Below are 17090 nucleotides of genomic sequence, written 5' to 3' on the forward strand. Positions count from 1 at the left end.
ATATGAGCACAAGCACTTTGACACACAACTGGACCGCCATCTGCCCTCTCGGCGAAATACCCAGAGCCGGGTCGCGGGTCGTACAGCAGTCCGGAGCGGACAATATCGCGGTATTCAGGGCTTCGGACGACCATGTCTTTGCCGTCCTGGACCGCTGCCCGCACAAGGGAGGGCCCTTGTCGGCCGGCCTGGTTCACGGCCACTTCGTTACCTGCCCCCTGCACAGCTGGACTATAGCGCTCGACAATGGCCAGGCCCTGGCACCCGACAAGGGTTGCGCGCGCACCGTGGCCGCCAAGGTCGAAGCGGGCACGGTCTATCTGAACCTGGCGCGCGAGGCCTAGAACATGAATGATTCGCCCCGCCCGGAACCGGCCGCGCCATTGCGGACCGTATCATCCATATGCTGCTATTGCGGCACTGGTTGCGGCGTACAGATCCGCAGCCAGGGCAACCGCGTCGTGGAAGTGTCCGGCGATATCCATCATCCGTCCAGCCGGGGCAAACTGTGCAGCAAAGGCCTGAACCTGGCGGCCACGGTCAGGCATGATGACAGCCGCATTGTGTCGGCCCAGTTGCGCCGGCATAAAAATGAGCCGCGCCGCAATATCGCATTGATGAGCGCCCTGACGGTTGCCGCCCGCAAACTGGCCGACACCCTCCACAGCCATGGACCGGATGCTATAGGTTTTTATCTCTCGGGACAGCTGCTGACTGAAGATTACGCCGTGTTCAACAAGCTGGCGCGGGCGCTGATAGGCACCAACAACATCGACACCAACTCGCGGCTGTGCATGTCCAGCGCAGTCTCGGGCTATAAGCTCACTCTGGGCGCAGATGCCCCCCCGGCCTGCTACGAAGACCTGGATCATGCCGAAACGGTATTCATAGCCGGATCGAACATGGCCTTTGCGCACCCTGTGCTGTTTCGCCGCCTGGAAGCGGCCAAGGCCCGCAACCCCTCCATGAAAATCATTGTGGTCGATCCACGCCGCACCGACACCTGCGAAATTGCGGACCTGCATTTGCCGATCTCGGCCGGTACCGATGTAGCACTGTTTCACGCCATGCTCAATGTCATGGTGTGGGAAGATTTGATCGACCGCGATTACATTGCGCAGCACACCGAGGGCTTCGAAGCGCTTAAACAACGCATCCACGACTTCACTCCCAAATCGGCCCAGGAATTATGCGGCGTTCCGGCAGCCGATATTATTCAATGCGCCCGCTGGTTTGCCCAGGCAAGATCGACGCTATCGCTCTACACCATGGGTTTGAATCAATCGAGCAGCGGTACCGCTAAAAATGCGGCGCTGATTCATTTGCATCTGGCGACCGGGCAAATCGGCAAGCCGGGAGCCGGCCCTTTTTCGCTGACGGGGCAGCCCAATGCGATGGGTGGCCGCGAGGCCGGTGGCATGGCCACGCTGCTGCCTGGCCATCGCGATCCGGACAATGCCAGCCACAGGGCGGAGGTCGCCGCCTTGTGGGGCGTAGAACGATTGCCTGAAATCCCAGGGCTCACAGCGGTCGATATGTTCGACGCCGTGCTGGCCGGGAAAATCAAGGTGCTCTGGATCGCCGGCACCAACCCGGCCCAGTCCATGCCGGACCAAGCCAAAGTCCGTGCCGCCCTGGAAAAAGCCGAATTCGTGATTGTTCAGGAGGCATTTGCCCACACCGAAACCCTGGCGTATGCCGATCTGATCCTGCCCGCCGCGACATGGCCGGAAAAGGAAGGCACCGTCACCAACTCGGAACGCCGGATCAGCCGCGTGCGTGCCGCCATCAAACCTCCGGGCGACGCCAAGCCTGACTGGAAATTGGCGTGCGCAATAGCCAAAAGGCTGGCGGCGAAAATCGCCCCGGCCAAGGTCGCACTGTTCAACTACCGCGACGAGGCCGCCATTTTCGCGGAACATGTACGTTCCACAGCCGGCCGCGACCTGGACTACAGCGCACTGAATTATGCGAGGCTGGAAGCGGAAGGCCCACAGCAATGGCCCTATGCCTCAGCGCGTACCGACTCGGTGCGTCTGTACCAGGAGGGCATTTTCCCCACCGACAGCGGACGCGCCCGATTCATGGACGTGGGCTATACACCGGTCGCGGATCCAGTATCCGCACAGTACCCCTTGCGCCTGACCACAGGACGTCTGCGCGATCAGTGGCACACCATGAATCGTACCGGCCTGGTGCCGGCGCTGACTCGCCACGAGGAAGAGCCGCGCCTGCATTTACATCCAGCCGACATGCAGCGCCTGAAAATCGACAACGACACGCTTGTCAGAATGAAATCCAGGCGCGGAGAGGTCATTGTTCCAGCACTGCGGGATCCAGGCCTGAAACCCGGCCACGCCTTCATGCCCATGCACTGGGGCAGCGCGTTCATGGCCGGCGACGGAGTCAACGCATTGGGCAACAGCATCGGCGATCCGATTTCGCATCAGCCCGAACTGAAGCACAGCGCGATCGGCATAGAACGGCTGAATTACGCGTGGCAGGCCAGCGCCTGGATTCACGGTCCCAGCGCCGCCTTGCGGCAAAGGCTGAGAAAATGGCTGAACGCATTCCCCTATGCCGTAGTTTTGCCGACTGCGATCGGCATGGAGGGGGTGCGCCTGCGCCTTGCAAGCCCGGCCAAGGCAGACGCGAATGTGCTCCAGGCCTTGATCGACGACTTGCATCTGGGTCAGCCCGACCTGGCTTTCGACGATCCCGCCCGCGGTGTGATTCGCCGCATCCGGCGCTCCGGGCCTGGCCTGGGCGCGTTTTTGCTGGCCGGCGATGTACGTGCCGACGCCGCCTTGCTGCAGTGGGCCGACGACGGGAAAGCCCCGGGCAATATAAGCCTGGTGCTGATGGGCCGTACAAAGCCGCCCATACGCACCCATATTGTCTGCGCCTGCGAAAACGTCAGTGAAGACGCCATAAGCCGGGCCATACAAGCAGGCCAGAATCTGGAGGGCATCCAGGCCGCCCTGAAATGCGGAACCGGCTGCGGATCCTGCGTTGCCCAAATCAGGCGAATGATTCAAGACCATGCGACTACGGAGCTGACAGCATGAAAACATCTGCGCACATTGGAAAATTGCCCTCTCCCGGCAAGGTATGGCTGATCGGCGCCGGCCCGGGCGATGCAGAATTGCTGACGCTCAAGGCCGCCCGTGTCCTCAAACAATGCACGGTCTGGCTGGTCGACGACCTGGTGGGACGGGATATTCTGGAACTAGCCGAACCGGAGACCAAGATCATCGAAGTAGGCAAACGCGGCGGCTGCGCCTCGACGCCGCAAGATTTCATTCTTCGCTTGATGGCTCAATACGCCCTGGAAGGCAAGACGGTAGCGCGGCTCAAGGGCGGCGACCCTTTTATTTTCGGGCGTGGCGGCGAAGAAATGGCTTGGCTCACACATCGTGGCATTGAAGTTGAAAGCGTCAGCGGCATTACCGCCGGACTGGCCGTCGCCAGCGCGCTGGGACTGCCATTGACGCATCGCGAAGTATCCCGTGGGGTCATTCTGGTCACGGCGCATACCGCGGATGGTGTTCGCCCCGACTGGCAATCGCTGGCTCGCAGCGGCTTGACCCTCGTGTGCTATATGGGCATGAGCCAGCCGGCCGTCTTATTGGCCGAATTGCTGGAGGGAGGCTTCCCGGCGACGCTTCCGCTCGCTATTGTCCAGCACGTATCGTGCGCTGCGCAACGGTATGTCGTCACGACACTGGAGCATCTGGCAAGTACGGTGGAAACCAGCCGTATTGCCAGCCCCGCCGTTATTGTCCTTGGCGAGGTCGTGCGGCATGCGCAGGCCTTGCCTCGGCAGGATGCCGGCGAAACCGGCCTGCTTGCCAGAGCTGTTTAGGTTTGAGCTATTGGGTTGGGCTGTGTTGTCTGTGTGGGCGGATGTCTGTTGTGTCAGCGCGGTAGTAGTTCTATAAAGACGCCGCAGGGTGGGCGGTGCTGTGTAGTCCGGCACGTCCAGCGGTCGTGGCGCTACGCGCCCCGACTGCCCGGGTCTGCCTCGTCCAGGCGGGCGTCGGGCCAACTCACTGCGCCGCTGGCGCGGCTCCGTTCAAACAGGGCCCGCCGAAAGCCCCCGCCTTCCCTTCGTCAGCACCCGGCGCCGGACTACCGCCGGACTACACAGCACCGCCCACCCTGCGGCTTGCGTTGAGGCAATGCAGCGAGGTATACGTTGGGCCGGCAAGCTCATTCCAGGCATGCCATTACGTGAGCCGTCTATCGGGGCTTGGGGTCAGGACCGGCGTAAGGCGTGCGCCGGATGCTACCGTAGGGAAGGCGGGGGCTTTCGGCGGGCCATGTTTGAGCGTAGCCGCGCCAGCGGCGTAGCGAGTTTGGCCCGACGCCCGCCTGGACGAGGTAGATCCGGATCAAGCACGCCGTGCCGGTCCTGGCCCCAAGCCCCGATAGACGGCGTCTTCAAATACCAAAGCGACCAAAACATCGAATCCCGTAAACCACTCGAACCAAAAATATGCTGGAACGCCTGTTCAAAACAAGGCTTGGAGCAAGAATATCAAACGGAAGAATCGTCATCCTGATCGCCAAGGATCTGGCGCAGGCAATTGGCGGAAAAGCCGCGCGAAGCCAGGAACCGAAACTGCCTGGCATATTCCTTGGCATTTTGAGGAGCTTGCGAAAATTTTTTTGCCCAGACCCCGCGGGCGCGTTCGACTTCGGTGCTTTGCAGGCTGGTGCGCAACGCGGAGACTTGCTCGTCGGCCAGGCCATGCCGCTTTAATTCCTGCATGATGAGCGCGGTGCCCTGGCGGGCCGCCTTGCGATGCATCAGGGCTTGTGCAAAGCGCTCGTTCGACAGCCATTGCTCGCGCTCCAGCTCGTCGAGCACTCGTTGCAACTCGGCGGGATCGTCGGTGTGCGCAGCCAGTTTACGTTCGAGTTCGAGGCGTGAATGCTCGCGCCGCGACAGAAAACCTACGGCACGAGCCTTGAGGCTCAAGCCGGAAGTTTTTTTCTTGCTCCCGGAAGAAGCAAGCTGTTCGAAAGAATCATCGTTATCGAACTTGTCTGGCATGTTAAATGGCAATCAAATACACCAAGAGCAGTGCTGGCAGGCCACGACTGGATCGATTATCGAGCCAGCCGGGACAAGCGCGCCATGCCTTATTCGTCGGCTTCGGCTTCCGCCTCGACAGCGTTGGCGGGCTCCCTTACCACTACGGCAGCCTTGGCTATCACGCCCAGTTGTTCACGTACCCTGTTTTCGATTTCAAGAGCCATGTCGGGATGCTCTTTAAGATATTCGCGCACATTGTCCTTGCCCTGGCCGATGCGCGTGCCACCGTAGCTGAACCAGGCGCCGGCCTTGTCGACGATATCGGCCTGGACACCCAGGTCGACGATTTCGCCTTCGCGTGAAATGCCGCTGCCGTACATGATATCGAACTCGGCCTGCTTGAATGGCGGGGCCACCTTGTTCTTGACCACTTTGACGCGGGTTTCATTACCCACGACTTCGTCGCCCTTCTTAATGGCGCCGATACGGCGGATATCGAGCCGAACCGAAGAATAAAACTTGAGCGCATTGCCGCCTGTGGTGGTTTCGGGATTACCGAACATGACGCCGATTTTCATGCGGATTTGATTGATGAAAATAACCATGCAATTCGTTCGGTTGATACTGGCCGTAAGCTTGCGCAAAGCCTGGCTCATAAGGCGAGCCTGCAGGCCGGGAAGCGAATCGCCCATGTCGCCCTCGATTTCGGCTTTGGGCACAAGCGCCGCCACCGAGTCGATGACGATGAGATCGACCGAACCCGAACGCACGAGCGCATCGGTGATTTCAAGAGCCTGCTCGCCTGTATCGGGTTGTGAAATGAGCAGATCGGCCAGGTTGACACCCAGCTTGGAGGCATACTGAACGTCGAGCGCGTGCTCGGCATCGATAAAAGCGCAGGTACCGCCCACTTTTTGCATCTCGGCAATGACTTGCAGGGTCAGTGTGGTTTTACCGGACGATTCGGGGCCGTAGACCTCGATGACACGACCGCGCGGCAAGCCACCTACGCCCAGGGCGATGTCAAGGCCCAGCGAACCCGTGGAAACCACCTGGATATCGTGTTCGACCTTGTTGTCGCCATAGCGCATGACGGAACCTTTGCCGAACTGCTTGTCGATTTGCGATAAGGCGGCAGCAAGTGCTTTGGCGCGCTCGGCGGTAGCGGCTTTGCTATTTTTGTCGTCCATGTACGATCCTTGGCTAAAAAAATTGAAGTTGGACGCGGTAGCGCCCACTATGATCCGAATGATTATTGCACCAAATTATACTGTATAAACAAACAGTAAATAAAAATATTCGCCGAATTCATCGTTATCCCTTACTGGTCGGCGTTCCGGCCACGTGTCAAAATGAAACATTCCACGGGGGAATCAAAATCAACAGGCCAGGGACATGCATATTTTAATCGCTGAAGACGATAGTATTCTTGCGGATGGACTTTCCCGTTCGCTACGCTACGACGGCTACGCCGTCGATGTCGTCAATGACGGTTCCAGCGCCGATTCCGCCCTGCAGCTCCAGGCTTTCGACCTGCTTATCCTCGACCTGGATCTGCCGCAACTGCACGGCCTCGAAGTTCTGCGCCTGCTGAGGCAACGGCACACCCCCATACCGGTTCTCATACTGACTGCGGCAGATGCCATCGAACAACGCGTCAGGGGGCTCGACCTGGGCGCCGACGACTACATGGCCAAACCTTTCGCCCTGACCGAGCTCGAAGCCCGCGTACGGGCCCTTACCCGCCGCAGCTCCGGCAACAGCACCACCGTGCTCAAGCACAAGAATCTCAGCTTCGACCTGAATGGGCGCATTGCCAGGATACATGACCAGCAAATCGAACTGTCTGCGCGCGAAACCAGCCTGCTCGAAATTTTTCTCTCGCGCTGCGGCCGCATGATCAGCAAAAACCAATTCGTCGACCTGCTGTGCGAATGGGGTGAAGAAGTCACCACCAATGCCATCGAAGTGTATATCCACCGACTGCGCAAAAAGCTTGAACCCAGCGGTGCGCGCATCATTACGGTGCGCGGCCTGGGGTATTGCCTCGAACCCGAATCGCGCAACAATTCGCTCGCCGCCTGAGGCGGCGCGGCACGCGCGCCCGGCGGCTCCGCCACATCAACGATCTCCAGCGCCCAGCGTACAAGCCTTGTTCAAGCCACCTCCACCGCAGAAAAAAAAACCCAACAGAACTCTGCTGAGCAAAATCCTGATATGGATGTTCGGGCCCCTGTTTTTGTTGTGGACAATCGGTATTGTCATTACGTACTTTATTGCCCAGAATATTGCCAACGCCCCCTACGACAAGACACTGACCGGCCACCTGCGCCTGCTCATGCACGAAGTGGAACAACAGCAGCTGGCCAACGGAATACGCCTGTCGCCCTCTGCCCAGACCATCCTGTTCGGCGACAGCTCGCATGCCACTCATTGGCAGGTCCAGGACGCCAACGGCAAATCCCTGGGCGGCAATGCCGACATCCCGCTCCCCCAGAACTGGTCCTACGAAGTCGACAAAATCAAGTTCCGCAACGAAACACTGCTGGGTCAGAGCGTACGTGTGGCATATATATGGGGCGGCAAAGACCAATCCGGACAGCCGTTTTTGACGGTCGTCAGCGAAACCAACGAACCGCGCGCCATCTTGCAGCAGGAAATCCTGACCGGCATGCTTACCCCTCAGTTGATCGTGCTGCCCCTGGCGGCGCTGCTGGCCGGCCTGGGCATGACGCAGGGCCTTGAGCCACTGAGCATTTTGCAGGAGCGCATCCGGGCACGCCCCCCGAACGATTTGTCGCCCATCAGCGAAGACCTGGCGCCGGCGGAAATCACACCGCTCATTGCGGCCATGAATGGCCTGCTCACACAGCTGGCCGCCAGCACTGAAACCCAGCGGCGCTTTGTCGCCAATGCGGCGCATCAGCTTAAAACCCCGCTTGCCGGCATACGGACCCAGGCCGAACTGGCTTTGCGCGAGCAAAGTCCCGAGAAAATGAACGCCAGCCTGGAACAGCTCGTCAAAGGCTCGGAGCGCGCCACACGCCTGGTCAACCAGATGCTCGCGCTGGCTCGCGCCGAAAGATCGCTCGAGCCCCACACCAGCATCGTCGAACTCAATGCCCTGGCCCGGCAGCAAACACTGGAATGGGTTGAAACAGCGATACATAAACACATCGATCTGGGTTTTGAAGCAGCCACGCAAACCGTGTCCGTACGAGGCAATGCGCTGATGCTCGCCGAACTGCTCAATAATCTTGTCGACAATGCCCTCTTATATACCCCGGCGCAAGGGCGCGTCACGGTGCGGGTCGGCAGCGATCCCGACTGGGCCTTTCTTGAGGTCGAGGACTCCGGCCCGGGCATCTCGCTGGAAAACCAGCAGCGCGTATTCGACCGCTTCTTCCGGGTGCTGGGCAGCGAAGTGGACGGCAGCGGCCTGGGCTTGTCGATCGTCAAGGAAATCGCCGAGCATCATCAGGCGCAAATCGAATTCATGAAACCGACGCCACGAGCCGGCAATCTATCCGGAACCCGCCTGCGCATCCGTTTCAGCCACGTGCTTCCCGACGACGAGGCAAACACATGAACCGGACCACGATTGCCATAAAAACCGCCGGCGGCATTATCGGCGCCGCCTCGCCAGCCGCGCGCCGCCCCATGACATCCGAAGAACGGCGTGTCATTTTCGCTTCCTCGCTTGGGACGGTCTTCGAGTGGTACGACTTTTATCTGTACGGCTCGCTCGCCGCGATTATTGCCAGCCACTTTTTTTCGGGCGTCAATCCGACCGCCGGCTTTATTTTCGCGCTGCTGGCCTTTGCGGCAGGCTTTGCCGTACGCCCCTTCGGCGCGCTGGTATTTGGGCGGCTTGGCGATCTGGTGGGCCGCAAATACACATTTCTAATAACCATCCTCATCATGGGACTGTCCACATTCCTGGTCGGAGTGCTCCCATCGTACAGTTCAATCGGCATTGCCGCCCCCATCATGCTGATTTCGCTGCGCATGCTCCAGGGCCTGGCGTTGGGCGGCGAATACGGGGGCGCGGCCATCTATGTCGCGGAGCACGCGCCGCAACATCGCCGCGGCTTCTATACCAGTTGGATTCAAACCACCGCCACCATGGGCCTGTTCCTGTCTTTGCTCATGGTTCTGGGCATACGCAGCGTCCTGGGCGAAGAATCTTTCCTCGACTGGGGCTGGCGCGTCCCCTTCCTGATTTCGTCCGGATTGCTTGGTATCTCGGTCTGGATCCGCATGCGCTTGAACGAGTCGCCCGCCTTCAAAAAAATGCAGGCCGCCGGCGCGGGCTCCAAAGCGCCGATCAAAGAATCGTTCGGCCAATGGAAGAACCTTAAAATCGTATTGCTGGCGCTGTTCGGCCTGGCCACAGGCCAGGCCGTGGTCTGGTACACGGGGCAGTTCTATACCCTGTTCTTCCTGACAAATACTCTGGGCGTGGAAGCCAATACAGCCAACATCATGATCGCCATGGCCCTGCTGCTGGGCACTCCATTTTTTGTGATCTTCGGCGCAATGTCGGACCGCATAGGGCGCAAACCCATCATCATGGCGGGCTGCCTGATTGCGGCACTGGCCTATTTTCCGGTATTCAAAGGCATTACGCATTTCGCCAATCCCGCTCTTGAAAAAGCGCTGACCAGCGCACCGGTCACCATTGTGGCCGATCCAGCCACCTGCTCATTCCAGTTCAATCCGGTCGGCATCGCGTCCTTTACCAGTTCCTGCGATATTCTCAAATCGTTCATGGCGGGCAACTCAGTCAACTACGTCAATGCCGCAGCCCCGGCAGGCTCGGTGGCCAAGGCCCGCATCGGCCAGGACGAATTCGAATCGTTTGAAGGCAAGGGCCTGAGCAAAGCCGACTTTGCCGCGCGAACCGCCGAACTGAAAAAATCGATGACGCAGGCCATACGCAGCCACGGCTACCCCGCCAAGGCCGACCCTTCGCAAATCAACTATGTAATGATTGTCGCGCTGCTGACCATACTGGTCATACTGGTGACCATGGTTTACGGCCCGATTGCCGCCATGCTGGTCGAGATGTTTCCCACCCGCATACGCTACACCTCCATGAGCCTGCCCTACCATATCGGCAACGGATGGTTCGGCGGCTTCCTGCCGCCGGTAGCCTTTGCCATCGTGGCAGCCACGGGCAATATCTACGAAGGCCTGTGGTATCCGATCGCCATTTGCTTTACAACATTGATCATCGGAACGTTCTTCGTTAAAGAGACGCGCGACAACGATATCAATGCCTGAGCCGGACGCATGGCGTACCGGTCATTGCCGAGGCGCGGCTTGTTTCAGGCTAACGTCAGCGTACAGGATTAGAATTCGTTGCATAGAAAGAGTTCACGAATCCGGCTATAAAACTACTGATCCCCCTGTTTCATAGTTGCGCGAGCTTTTTTCTATCACTGATGTTGCGTCCCCCGCGAGCCTTTTTATGGCGCAACATTGTGTGCTCCCGTATCGGCCCGGTGCTTAGGCATTCCGGGCCGTTTTTTTTGCATGGCCAAACCGTGCCCCGGGGCTACAACACTCTGCAACAAGCCGATCATGAAAATGGGCTTACAATCGGCGCTCCCTCTTTTACGACGCAGGTCGACCGCTTGACCGCGCCGCAACAACGCACACACGCTATCCAGATTCAAACTATGTGGTTCAAAAACCTTAAAGTATTCCGCCTCGCCCCCACTTGGTCCTGCACCGCCGACGAACTCGAAACTGCTCTCGAAAAGCAGGCATTTCAACCCAGCAATTCGCAGGAAATGCAAAGCCTGGGCTGGGTGCCGCCGCGTGAAAACGGCGGCTTGGTGTATGCGCTGAACGGGCAGCTCATCGTCAGCCTGCGCGCCGACAAAAAGCTGCTGCCGACAACGGTCATCAATCAGGTCGCCCGCGCCAAGGCCCAGGATATCGAAGAGCAGCAAGGCTACAAGCCGGGCCGCAAGCAAATGAAGGAGATCAAGGAGCAGGTCATCGACGAGCTGACTCCGAAAGCCTTCAGCATCTATCGCGACACCCGCGTCTGGATCGATACCAAGAATCATTGGCTGGTCATAGACGCGGCGGCAGCCGCCAAAAGCGACGAAGTCCTGGGCATGCTGGCCAAGGCCATCGACCCTTTCCCCGTCAATCTATTGCATGTCGAGTTGTCGCCGGCCTCGGCCATGACCGACTGGCTGGTCGGCGATGAAGCTCCCGCCGGATTCAGCATCGATCAGGACACGGAGTTGCGCTCGACCAGCGAAAGCCGGGCCGCGGTCCGCTACGTTCGGCAAAGCATAGATATCGACGATGTGCAGAAGCATGTGCAGGCGGGCAAGCAATGCACACGCTTGGCCCTGACCTGGTCCGACCGGATTTCCTTTGTGCTGACCGAAGGCATGGACATCAAACGCGTAACGCCCCTGGATGTTTTACGCGAAGGCCAGGACAGCGCCTCTCATAATGAAGATGAACAATTCGACTCGGACATGGCCTTGATGACCGGCGAGCTGACGCGGCTCATGAGCGCCCTGGTCGATGCGCTGGGCGGCGAGAAAAAAACATTTTAAGGTCTTGGCGCAAACAAACGAATTTTCTTGCGCGCTGAAACGGCACCCACAAGGGGTGCCGTCACTTGTTCAATCCAACCGTGAATCAATCCATGCCGTGGAATACGCTATCGTCGGGGCCGATATGCGAAGGCGGGTTCCACGTAACGTCGCGCTGAGAATGTTGCACCAGGCCTTCCACTCCCAGCAGCACGGCAAAAATTGCCATGCGCACCGGAATGCCGTTATCGGTCTGCCGGAAAATCGCCAGACGCGAATCGTGATTCAGGTCCACACTTAAATCGTGCGCGCCCTCGCGGCTATCGCGGGGCAAGGGATGCATGACGATGACATCCGGGCCGCAGCATTTATCGACGATCGCCTTGTTGACCTGGAAGTCCGGCGTATAGCCTTCCAGTTCTTCCTTGGCAAAACGCTCTTTTTGAACTCGCGTGGCATAAATCACATCCACGCCGACCAAGCCTTGTTCAAGCGAATGCGTCTGCTCGATGACATGGCCGCGACTGCCGGTCTGCTCGAGAATGTAATCGGGCATCTCCAGCCCGCGCGGCGATATCAGCGTAAATTTCAGGCCGCGGTACAAAGCCAGCAGCTTGATGAGCGAATGGACCGTCCTGCCATATTTAAGATCGCCGACCATGGCTATATGAGCGCCATCCAGCAGTTTTCCCAAACGGGAAAATTCAGTCAGTATGGTGTACAGATCGAGCAAGGCCTGGCTGGGATGCTCGCCCGGGCCATCGCCGCCATTGACCACGGGGATATTGGTGGCCTGGGCAAATTCGGCCACGGAGCCTTTTTCGGGATGGCGAATGACCATGGCATCGACATACCCGCTCATGACGCGGCTGGTATCGTAGATCGATTCGCCCTTGGCCATGGACGAAAAGGTGAAGCCGGTGGTGTCGCAAACCGAACCACCCAAACGGCAAAACGCGGCCCCGAAACTGACGCGGGTCCGCGTGCTGGCTTCGAAAAACAGGTTTCCCAGCACAGCCCCTTCAAGCACGCGCGACACCTTCTGGCGTCGTGCAATCGGCTGCATCAGATCGGCGATGCGAAACAGTTCTTCCACCGATTCACGTGAAAACTGATCGACAGATAAAAGCTGATGCTTCCCCTCGTAAGCGATTCTCTCGCGCAAAGGGCCCGACTGTGCGCTTTGCGCATACTTTTGCAACAAGGTGTCGTTTTCGACTATTTCAGTCACAAAGCGGGTAACCACCTCGGGCATGGCGCGAAACTCTTGGGATCCTTCCGGCAGCAGCCACGTGTCAAGCGCCCGGCGCTTGACTCCAATACGCCCGGCAAAGATGTCGCGGGTGAGATTCAGGCGACGCATGGCATCGCGTAAAAAAACCTGTTGCGAAATGGACATCTGAATCACCCCCTCAATGAATATATACGCAGAGCGTATATTTTATTCCTGGGAAACGAAGTTGACGACCACTATTTATTGAAAATGGTAAAAAAAACACAGATACCATTCAGTTGCAAGCAGGCAGGCTCAGGCTCGCCGATTCAAGAACACCACCTTCCTAGGCCCGGATCCGGACTCGACATCATCGGATGCGCGGCCCGACTGGTCGAGCGGAGCAATGCCCTGCTCTTCAGACTGCTGGGAGTAGTCACCCCCTTGCGACGCCAGGCCGGACAAGCCCAGCGTGAACCAGCAACCGATGACAAATGCAGCCAGGCTCAGGCTATAGGCGACCATGGCACAAAACAGGGGAATCCAATGCGAGCGCCTGGACTGGCCGCTTATCATCTGGCCGAGCAGGCTTGTCTGAACCAGGTAAAACCACAGCAATGCCAGGCCGCAAAACGCCAGACCCGCCGTAAAGGCGGCCAAAGGCAAACGCAGCGTGGAAGATGACACATCGGCTTGAACCAGGCCCAGCGAGCACAAGATAACGACCAGCACGCCCAGGCCGTTAATCCATGCCAGGAACTTGAATCCCAAGGTTAGTACACCGCTCAAAGCCTGATAGGCATAAGCCCGTCCGAGTCGGTTTGAACTCATATTGTCTGTCACAGCAGGCACACCCCCACTTCTGCAATGCCGCCTGGACTCAAGCCGGCCTGTATATCCATGATACGCCTACGATATCCCAGGCAAAAAACGGCACCGATCGCAGTACCGTTTTTTGCCTCCGCGCAGCTATTGCCGCACCCCTTCAGGGTTCGCTGGGCGAGCCGGTACCTATTTAGAAGAAGCTGGCGCCGCAGGAACCGGGTCCGGCGCCACTTGGGACTTTGCACCTGGCCCCGCTATCGCCTGGGCAGCGGCTGTGGCATTTTGCTCGGTACCCACAGCGAATACCAGTTGCGACGCCGTTACCGGCATTGAATACCCAGGCGCCGCCATCATCGTATGGCCCACCACCAGGGCCAGCCGCTTGCGAGGATTCTTCGTTGTAACGTCAGTCACTTTTTGCTGGCCGCCGCTGTTAAGGTCAAGGGCAAGCAGGCCCACGCCTTCTTTATTGGTGCCCGCGCGAACTCCCGTGAGATCGACCCGCGTCAGCACAGGCTGCGGATTCACGTACAAAGTGCCTGCCGAAATTTTCACCGCGGTCCAACCCGGCTGAACAGTGGTGTCGGCCAGAAACACCGCCACCGCCGCTTGCTGGTTGGCACCTTGCGGAGCAGCTTCAGGCGAGGTCGTTGCCGATGGCTGCGTGGCTGCTTGCGGCTGTGTTTCCGTGGCAACCGTATTTTTCTTGCCGGGCATGGTCTGGCACGCGGCCAGCAAAACCAGGCTGGCTGGCACAACGATACGGCCAAGCAGACGAATAATTTTCATGGAATGCCCCTCACAAGTTACACAGTATTTGAAAAGTTTAACAGGACGGCAGACTTACCCCGGGCAATATTTGTCAAAATTTAGGTGTAAATATAAAAAGACGTGACACAATGCCGCCAAAGCGACAGTGCGCCTTCAAAGAACGGGCACAAATCCTGCCTCGGCAAGCATGACCCGATCACGGCAGCGCCCGCATTTCATGAGTACGTAAGCAGAATCCTGCCATAATTAGTTGTTAACCCAATTGTTTTGGAGAGCCTCGTGGCTGACAACAAACCTAAATTTTCCGCCGGATTGGTCGTTGCTGTAATAACTCTGGTATTTGCCGTTGTATTTGGCTCCGTCGTTGTGCACGGCGAACACATGATTACCAAGCAGGAAAGCGGCAGCCGTTCCTGAGTCCTGATCAGCACCGCTCGCGACGTATACGTATGCAAGCAATTAACGTTGGGCAGTCTTTCTGACCGACGCACCGCGCACTTCGATATGGACTGTATCCAGCACATTCCCAAGTGCGTCCAACAAGTCGATCCGATGCTTGCCCGGCCACGGCATCCAGGCCAGTTCGCCTCCGTGCCCTACCACTTCCCGATCAATACGCCACTGCACATTTGTTGCCTCCGATCCTGCCAGATTGGCGGCACTCAACACAGCCCTCTGGTTGGCGGGCGGTATGTCGGGGTCCAGAGCCAGAATCGTGCCGTTCACAGGCCGGATTATCCGCAAGACATCCTGATCGGCATGTACCAGGTCGGCGCTCAAATGCACGCGTCCAACCTCTGTATCGCCTAAAAACACATCCTTGCGCGCAGGCTCGATATTGCCGTCGAACACGACCGATCGCGACACGACACCTACGGGTTTGGGCGGCTGCCTGCTTTCCCGTCCGCGCTGCAAATAGCTGATGACATCGTGCCAGATCGGGCCCGCCCCCGAAACGCCGGACACCTCGCGCATGCTGTCGCCGTGGCTATTGCCCACCCATACGCCCACCGTATAGTGCTGCGACCAGCCCACGGTCCAGTTATCCCGCATGTCTTTGCTGGTACCGGTTTTCACCGCGCTCCAGAACGGCGTCGTCAAGGGGCTGTCCAAGCCGAAAGTACGTGTACGGGCATGGCGATCCGACAAAATATCGCCGACTATCCAGGCCGCCGCGGCGGTAAAAACAGGCTGCTGCGGCGTTGGTTCCGAAGACAATAAGAACCGCGGCGACGAATAGCGCCCCAGATTGGCCAATGCGCGATAAGCGTTGGTCAGGCTCAGCAATGTGACGTCGGCGCTGCCCAGGGCCAGGCTATAACCGTAGAAATCGCCGCTGCGATCCAGCGGCAAGCCAAGCTTTACCAGGCGCTGCTGGAATGCATCGGGCGTGACCATGACCAGTGTCCGCACGGCGGGAATATTCAGGGATGACGCCAAGGCCGTACGCACGCTGACCCAGCCCGAAAAATGTTTGTCGTAATTTTGCGGTATGTACAGGCCATTGCCGGTCGGCAGGCTGAGTGGAGCATCGTTGAGCAAAGACACAGTGGTCAAGCGTTCTTGCTCCAGCGCCTGCGCATACAGGAACGGCTTGAGCGTCGAACCAGCCTGGCGCAAGGCGCGCGCATTGTCCACCTGAGCGGTCAGGGACAAGCCCCCCGACGACCCGACATAGGCCAGCACCTGCCCGCTGGAATTATCCAGCACCACCACCGCCGCATCGCGCACATTGCTGGCCTGCAGGGCGCGCACATGACGGTCCACGCTATCCATCACATAGCGCTGCAAAGCACCGTCGATCGATGTGCGGACGGACTGGCCTGCCGCAAGCGGATGCTGCCCCAGAACCAGGCGCGCATAGTGCGGGGCCAAGCTGTCGGTATCGGCCCTGCGAGCTGACTTGTGCAGCAAGCTGCGATAAATGAAATCGTTCAGCCCGCGACACTCCTGCGGCACATTCAAGTCGGACAGCAAACCGCAAGCGCGCTGCGTCAGCACTGACCTGGATGCATTGGGTCCTCGCAGCAAGGCGGCCGCCACCGCGGCCTCGCGGGCATCGAGTCCACTGGGATGTTTTTGAAACAGCACCCTGGCCAGAGCATCGACTCCCACCAGTTCCCCGCGAAAGGCCACCAGATTCAAGTACGCCTCGAGAATCTGGGGCTTGGTCCAGCCCCGATCGAGCTCGCGCGCCTCTATAGCCTGGTCGATCTTCTGCGTCCAGGTGCGTCCCGACGAGCCGCGGCGATACTCGGCATCGAGCAAAGCCACCAATTGCATGCTGATGGTCGAAGCGCCTCGACGCTGGTCATGCCATAAATTGCCCCAGGCGGCGGCCGCCACGGCCTCCCAGTCAACACCGGAATGAGAATAAAAACGCCGATCTTCGGAAAAAATGACGGCACTTTGCAGGGCGGGCGAAATGTCGCCCAGCGCAATCCAGTCCCCCCGGCGGCCCTCGTAGTCGCGGCGAACACGCTGCAGGAGCCCTCCATCGCGATCGAGCACCCGCACGTCCGAAGCGCGGTATGCGTCCTTGACCTCCTGGTACGAGGGCAAGGCGGCGATGGCGCTGCCGCAAGCCAGCATGAGCAGCACCAGCAACACCAGCCGCGTTACTGCGGAGCGCTCGCGGCCGTAGCCATTCTCGACGGTTATTGCGCCAGACATG

General features: G+C 58.9%; 14 protein-coding genes. 8 read left to right on the forward strand and 6 right to left on the reverse strand.

All coding sequences use genetic code 11. The annotated features are described in order from the left end of the window. The first annotated feature begins 2 nt into the window (after positions 1-2). From nirD to cobA, 3 genes are read left to right on the forward strand one after another with little or no spacing between them, the layout of a single operon-like run. Entirely contained in the window at positions 3-344 is a 342-nt protein-coding gene (nirD, locus tag LSG25_RS03850) for a nitrite reductase small subunit NirD (protein WP_232743396.1), read from the forward strand. A 3-nt stretch (positions 345-347) separates the two neighbouring features. Continuing rightward, positions 348-3068, forward strand: a complete 2721-nt coding sequence (locus LSG25_RS03855; RefSeq protein ID WP_232743397.1) for a nitrate reductase — start codon at positions 348-350, stop codon at positions 3066-3068. Then, on the forward strand, positions 3065-3865 hold the full coding sequence (cobA, locus tag LSG25_RS03860) for a uroporphyrinogen-III C-methyltransferase (protein ID WP_232743398.1): 801 nt from the start codon (positions 3065-3067) through the stop codon (positions 3863-3865). Before LSG25_RS03855 ends, cobA begins: the two co-directional genes overlap by 4 nt. Positions 3866-4540: 675 nt before the next feature. On the opposite strand, the gene recX is transcribed toward cobA, so the two are convergent. Further along, positions 4541-5059, reverse strand: coding sequence for a recombination regulator RecX (gene recX / locus LSG25_RS03865; RefSeq protein WP_232743399.1), 519 nt, complete (start codon positions 5057-5059; stop codon positions 4541-4543). An 89-nt stretch (positions 5060-5148) separates the two neighbouring features. After that, positions 5149-6231 carry a recombinase RecA gene (gene recA / locus LSG25_RS03870; protein ID WP_232743400.1) on the reverse strand — a complete coding sequence of 361 codons (1083 nt, stop codon included), beginning with the start codon at positions 6229-6231 and terminating at the stop codon, positions 5149-5151. Positions 6232-6436: 205 nt separating this feature from the next. Between recA and LSG25_RS03875 the strand changes: the two genes are divergently transcribed. The 4 genes from LSG25_RS03875 (at position 6437) to LSG25_RS03890 (ending at position 11628) form a co-directional block, all read left to right on the forward strand. Beyond that, entirely contained in the window at positions 6437-7126 is a 690-nt protein-coding gene (locus LSG25_RS03875; RefSeq protein ID WP_232743401.1) for a response regulator transcription factor, read from the forward strand. A 67-nt stretch (positions 7127-7193) separates the two neighbouring features. Beyond that, positions 7194-8630: a sensor histidine kinase gene (locus LSG25_RS03880; protein WP_232743402.1), complete on the forward strand. Its 1437-nt coding sequence runs from the start codon at positions 7194-7196 to the stop codon at positions 8628-8630. Positions 8631-8701: 71 nt separating this feature from the next. Then, positions 8702-10327 carry an MFS transporter gene (locus LSG25_RS03885; RefSeq protein WP_232744554.1) on the forward strand — a complete coding sequence of 542 codons (1626 nt, stop codon included), beginning with the start codon at positions 8702-8704 and terminating at the stop codon, positions 10325-10327. A 398-nt stretch (positions 10328-10725) separates the two neighbouring features. After that, entirely contained in the window at positions 10726-11628 is a 903-nt protein-coding gene (locus tag LSG25_RS03890; protein WP_232743403.1) for a recombination-associated protein RdgC, read from the forward strand. 85 nt (positions 11629-11713) lie between these two features. On the opposite strand, the gene LSG25_RS03895 is transcribed toward LSG25_RS03890, so the two are convergent. The 3 genes from LSG25_RS03895 to LSG25_RS03905 all read right to left on the reverse strand — a co-directional run bounded on the left by LSG25_RS03895 (position 11714) and on the right by LSG25_RS03905 (position 14434). After that, positions 11714-13006, reverse strand: coding sequence for an aspartate carbamoyltransferase (locus tag LSG25_RS03895; RefSeq protein ID WP_232743404.1), 1293 nt, complete (start codon positions 13004-13006; stop codon positions 11714-11716). A 129-nt stretch (positions 13007-13135) separates the two neighbouring features. Next, a complete protein-coding gene (locus tag LSG25_RS03900; RefSeq protein WP_232743405.1) occupies positions 13136-13651 on the reverse strand; it encodes a G-protein coupled receptor in 516 nt (171 codons plus the stop codon). A 180-nt stretch (positions 13652-13831) separates the two neighbouring features. After that, entirely contained in the window at positions 13832-14434 is a 603-nt protein-coding gene (locus LSG25_RS03905; RefSeq protein ID WP_232743406.1) for a hypothetical protein, read from the reverse strand. Between the two features lie 261 nt (positions 14435-14695). Between LSG25_RS03905 and LSG25_RS03910 the strand changes: the two genes are divergently transcribed. Further along, positions 14696-14833: a hypothetical protein gene (locus tag LSG25_RS03910; protein ID WP_232743407.1), complete on the forward strand. Its 138-nt coding sequence runs from the start codon at positions 14696-14698 to the stop codon at positions 14831-14833. A gap of 42 nt (positions 14834-14875) precedes the next feature. On the opposite strand, the gene pbpC is transcribed toward LSG25_RS03910, so the two are convergent. After that, positions 14876-17089 (reverse strand): penicillin-binding protein 1C, encoded by a 2214-nt coding sequence (gene pbpC, locus LSG25_RS03915; protein WP_370635945.1) that lies wholly within the window; start codon positions 17087-17089, stop codon positions 14876-14878. Position 17090 lies beyond the last annotated feature (1 nt).

It is taken from the genome of Paralcaligenes sp. KSB-10 (assembly GCF_021266465.1).
Lineage (GTDB): Bacteria > Pseudomonadota > Gammaproteobacteria > Burkholderiales > Burkholderiaceae_B.

Coding starts and splice junctions, on each gene's coding strand:
- nirD (WP_232743396.1), top strand. CDS start 3: ATGAGCACAAGCACTTTGACACACAACTGGACCGCCATCTGCCCTCTC.
- LSG25_RS03855 (WP_232743397.1), top strand. CDS start 348: ATGAATGATTCGCCCCGCCCGGAACCGGCCGCGCCATTGCGGACCGTA.
- cobA (WP_232743398.1), top strand. CDS start 3,065: ATGAAAACATCTGCGCACATTGGAAAATTGCCCTCTCCCGGCAAGGTA.
- recX (WP_232743399.1), bottom strand. CDS start 5,059: ATGCCAGACAAGTTCGATAACGATGATTCTTTCGAACAGCTTGCTTCT.
- recA (WP_232743400.1), bottom strand. CDS start 6,231: ATGGACGACAAAAATAGCAAAGCCGCTACCGCCGAGCGCGCCAAAGCA.
- LSG25_RS03875 (WP_232743401.1), top strand. CDS start 6,437: ATGCATATTTTAATCGCTGAAGACGATAGTATTCTTGCGGATGGACTT.
- LSG25_RS03885 (WP_232744554.1), top strand. CDS start 8,702: ATGACATCCGAAGAACGGCGTGTCATTTTCGCTTCCTCGCTTGGGACG.
- LSG25_RS03890 (WP_232743403.1), top strand. CDS start 10,726: ATGTGGTTCAAAAACCTTAAAGTATTCCGCCTCGCCCCCACTTGGTCC.
- LSG25_RS03895 (WP_232743404.1), bottom strand. CDS start 13,006: ATGTCCATTTCGCAACAGGTTTTTTTACGCGATGCCATGCGTCGCCTG.
- LSG25_RS03900 (WP_232743405.1), bottom strand. CDS start 13,651: ATGAGTTCAAACCGACTCGGACGGGCTTATGCCTATCAGGCTTTGAGC.
- LSG25_RS03905 (WP_232743406.1), bottom strand. CDS start 14,434: ATGAAAATTATTCGTCTGCTTGGCCGTATCGTTGTGCCAGCCAGCCTG.
- pbpC (WP_370635945.1), bottom strand. CDS start 17,089: ATGTCTGGCGCAATAACCGTCGAGAATGGCTACGGCCGCGAGCGCTCC.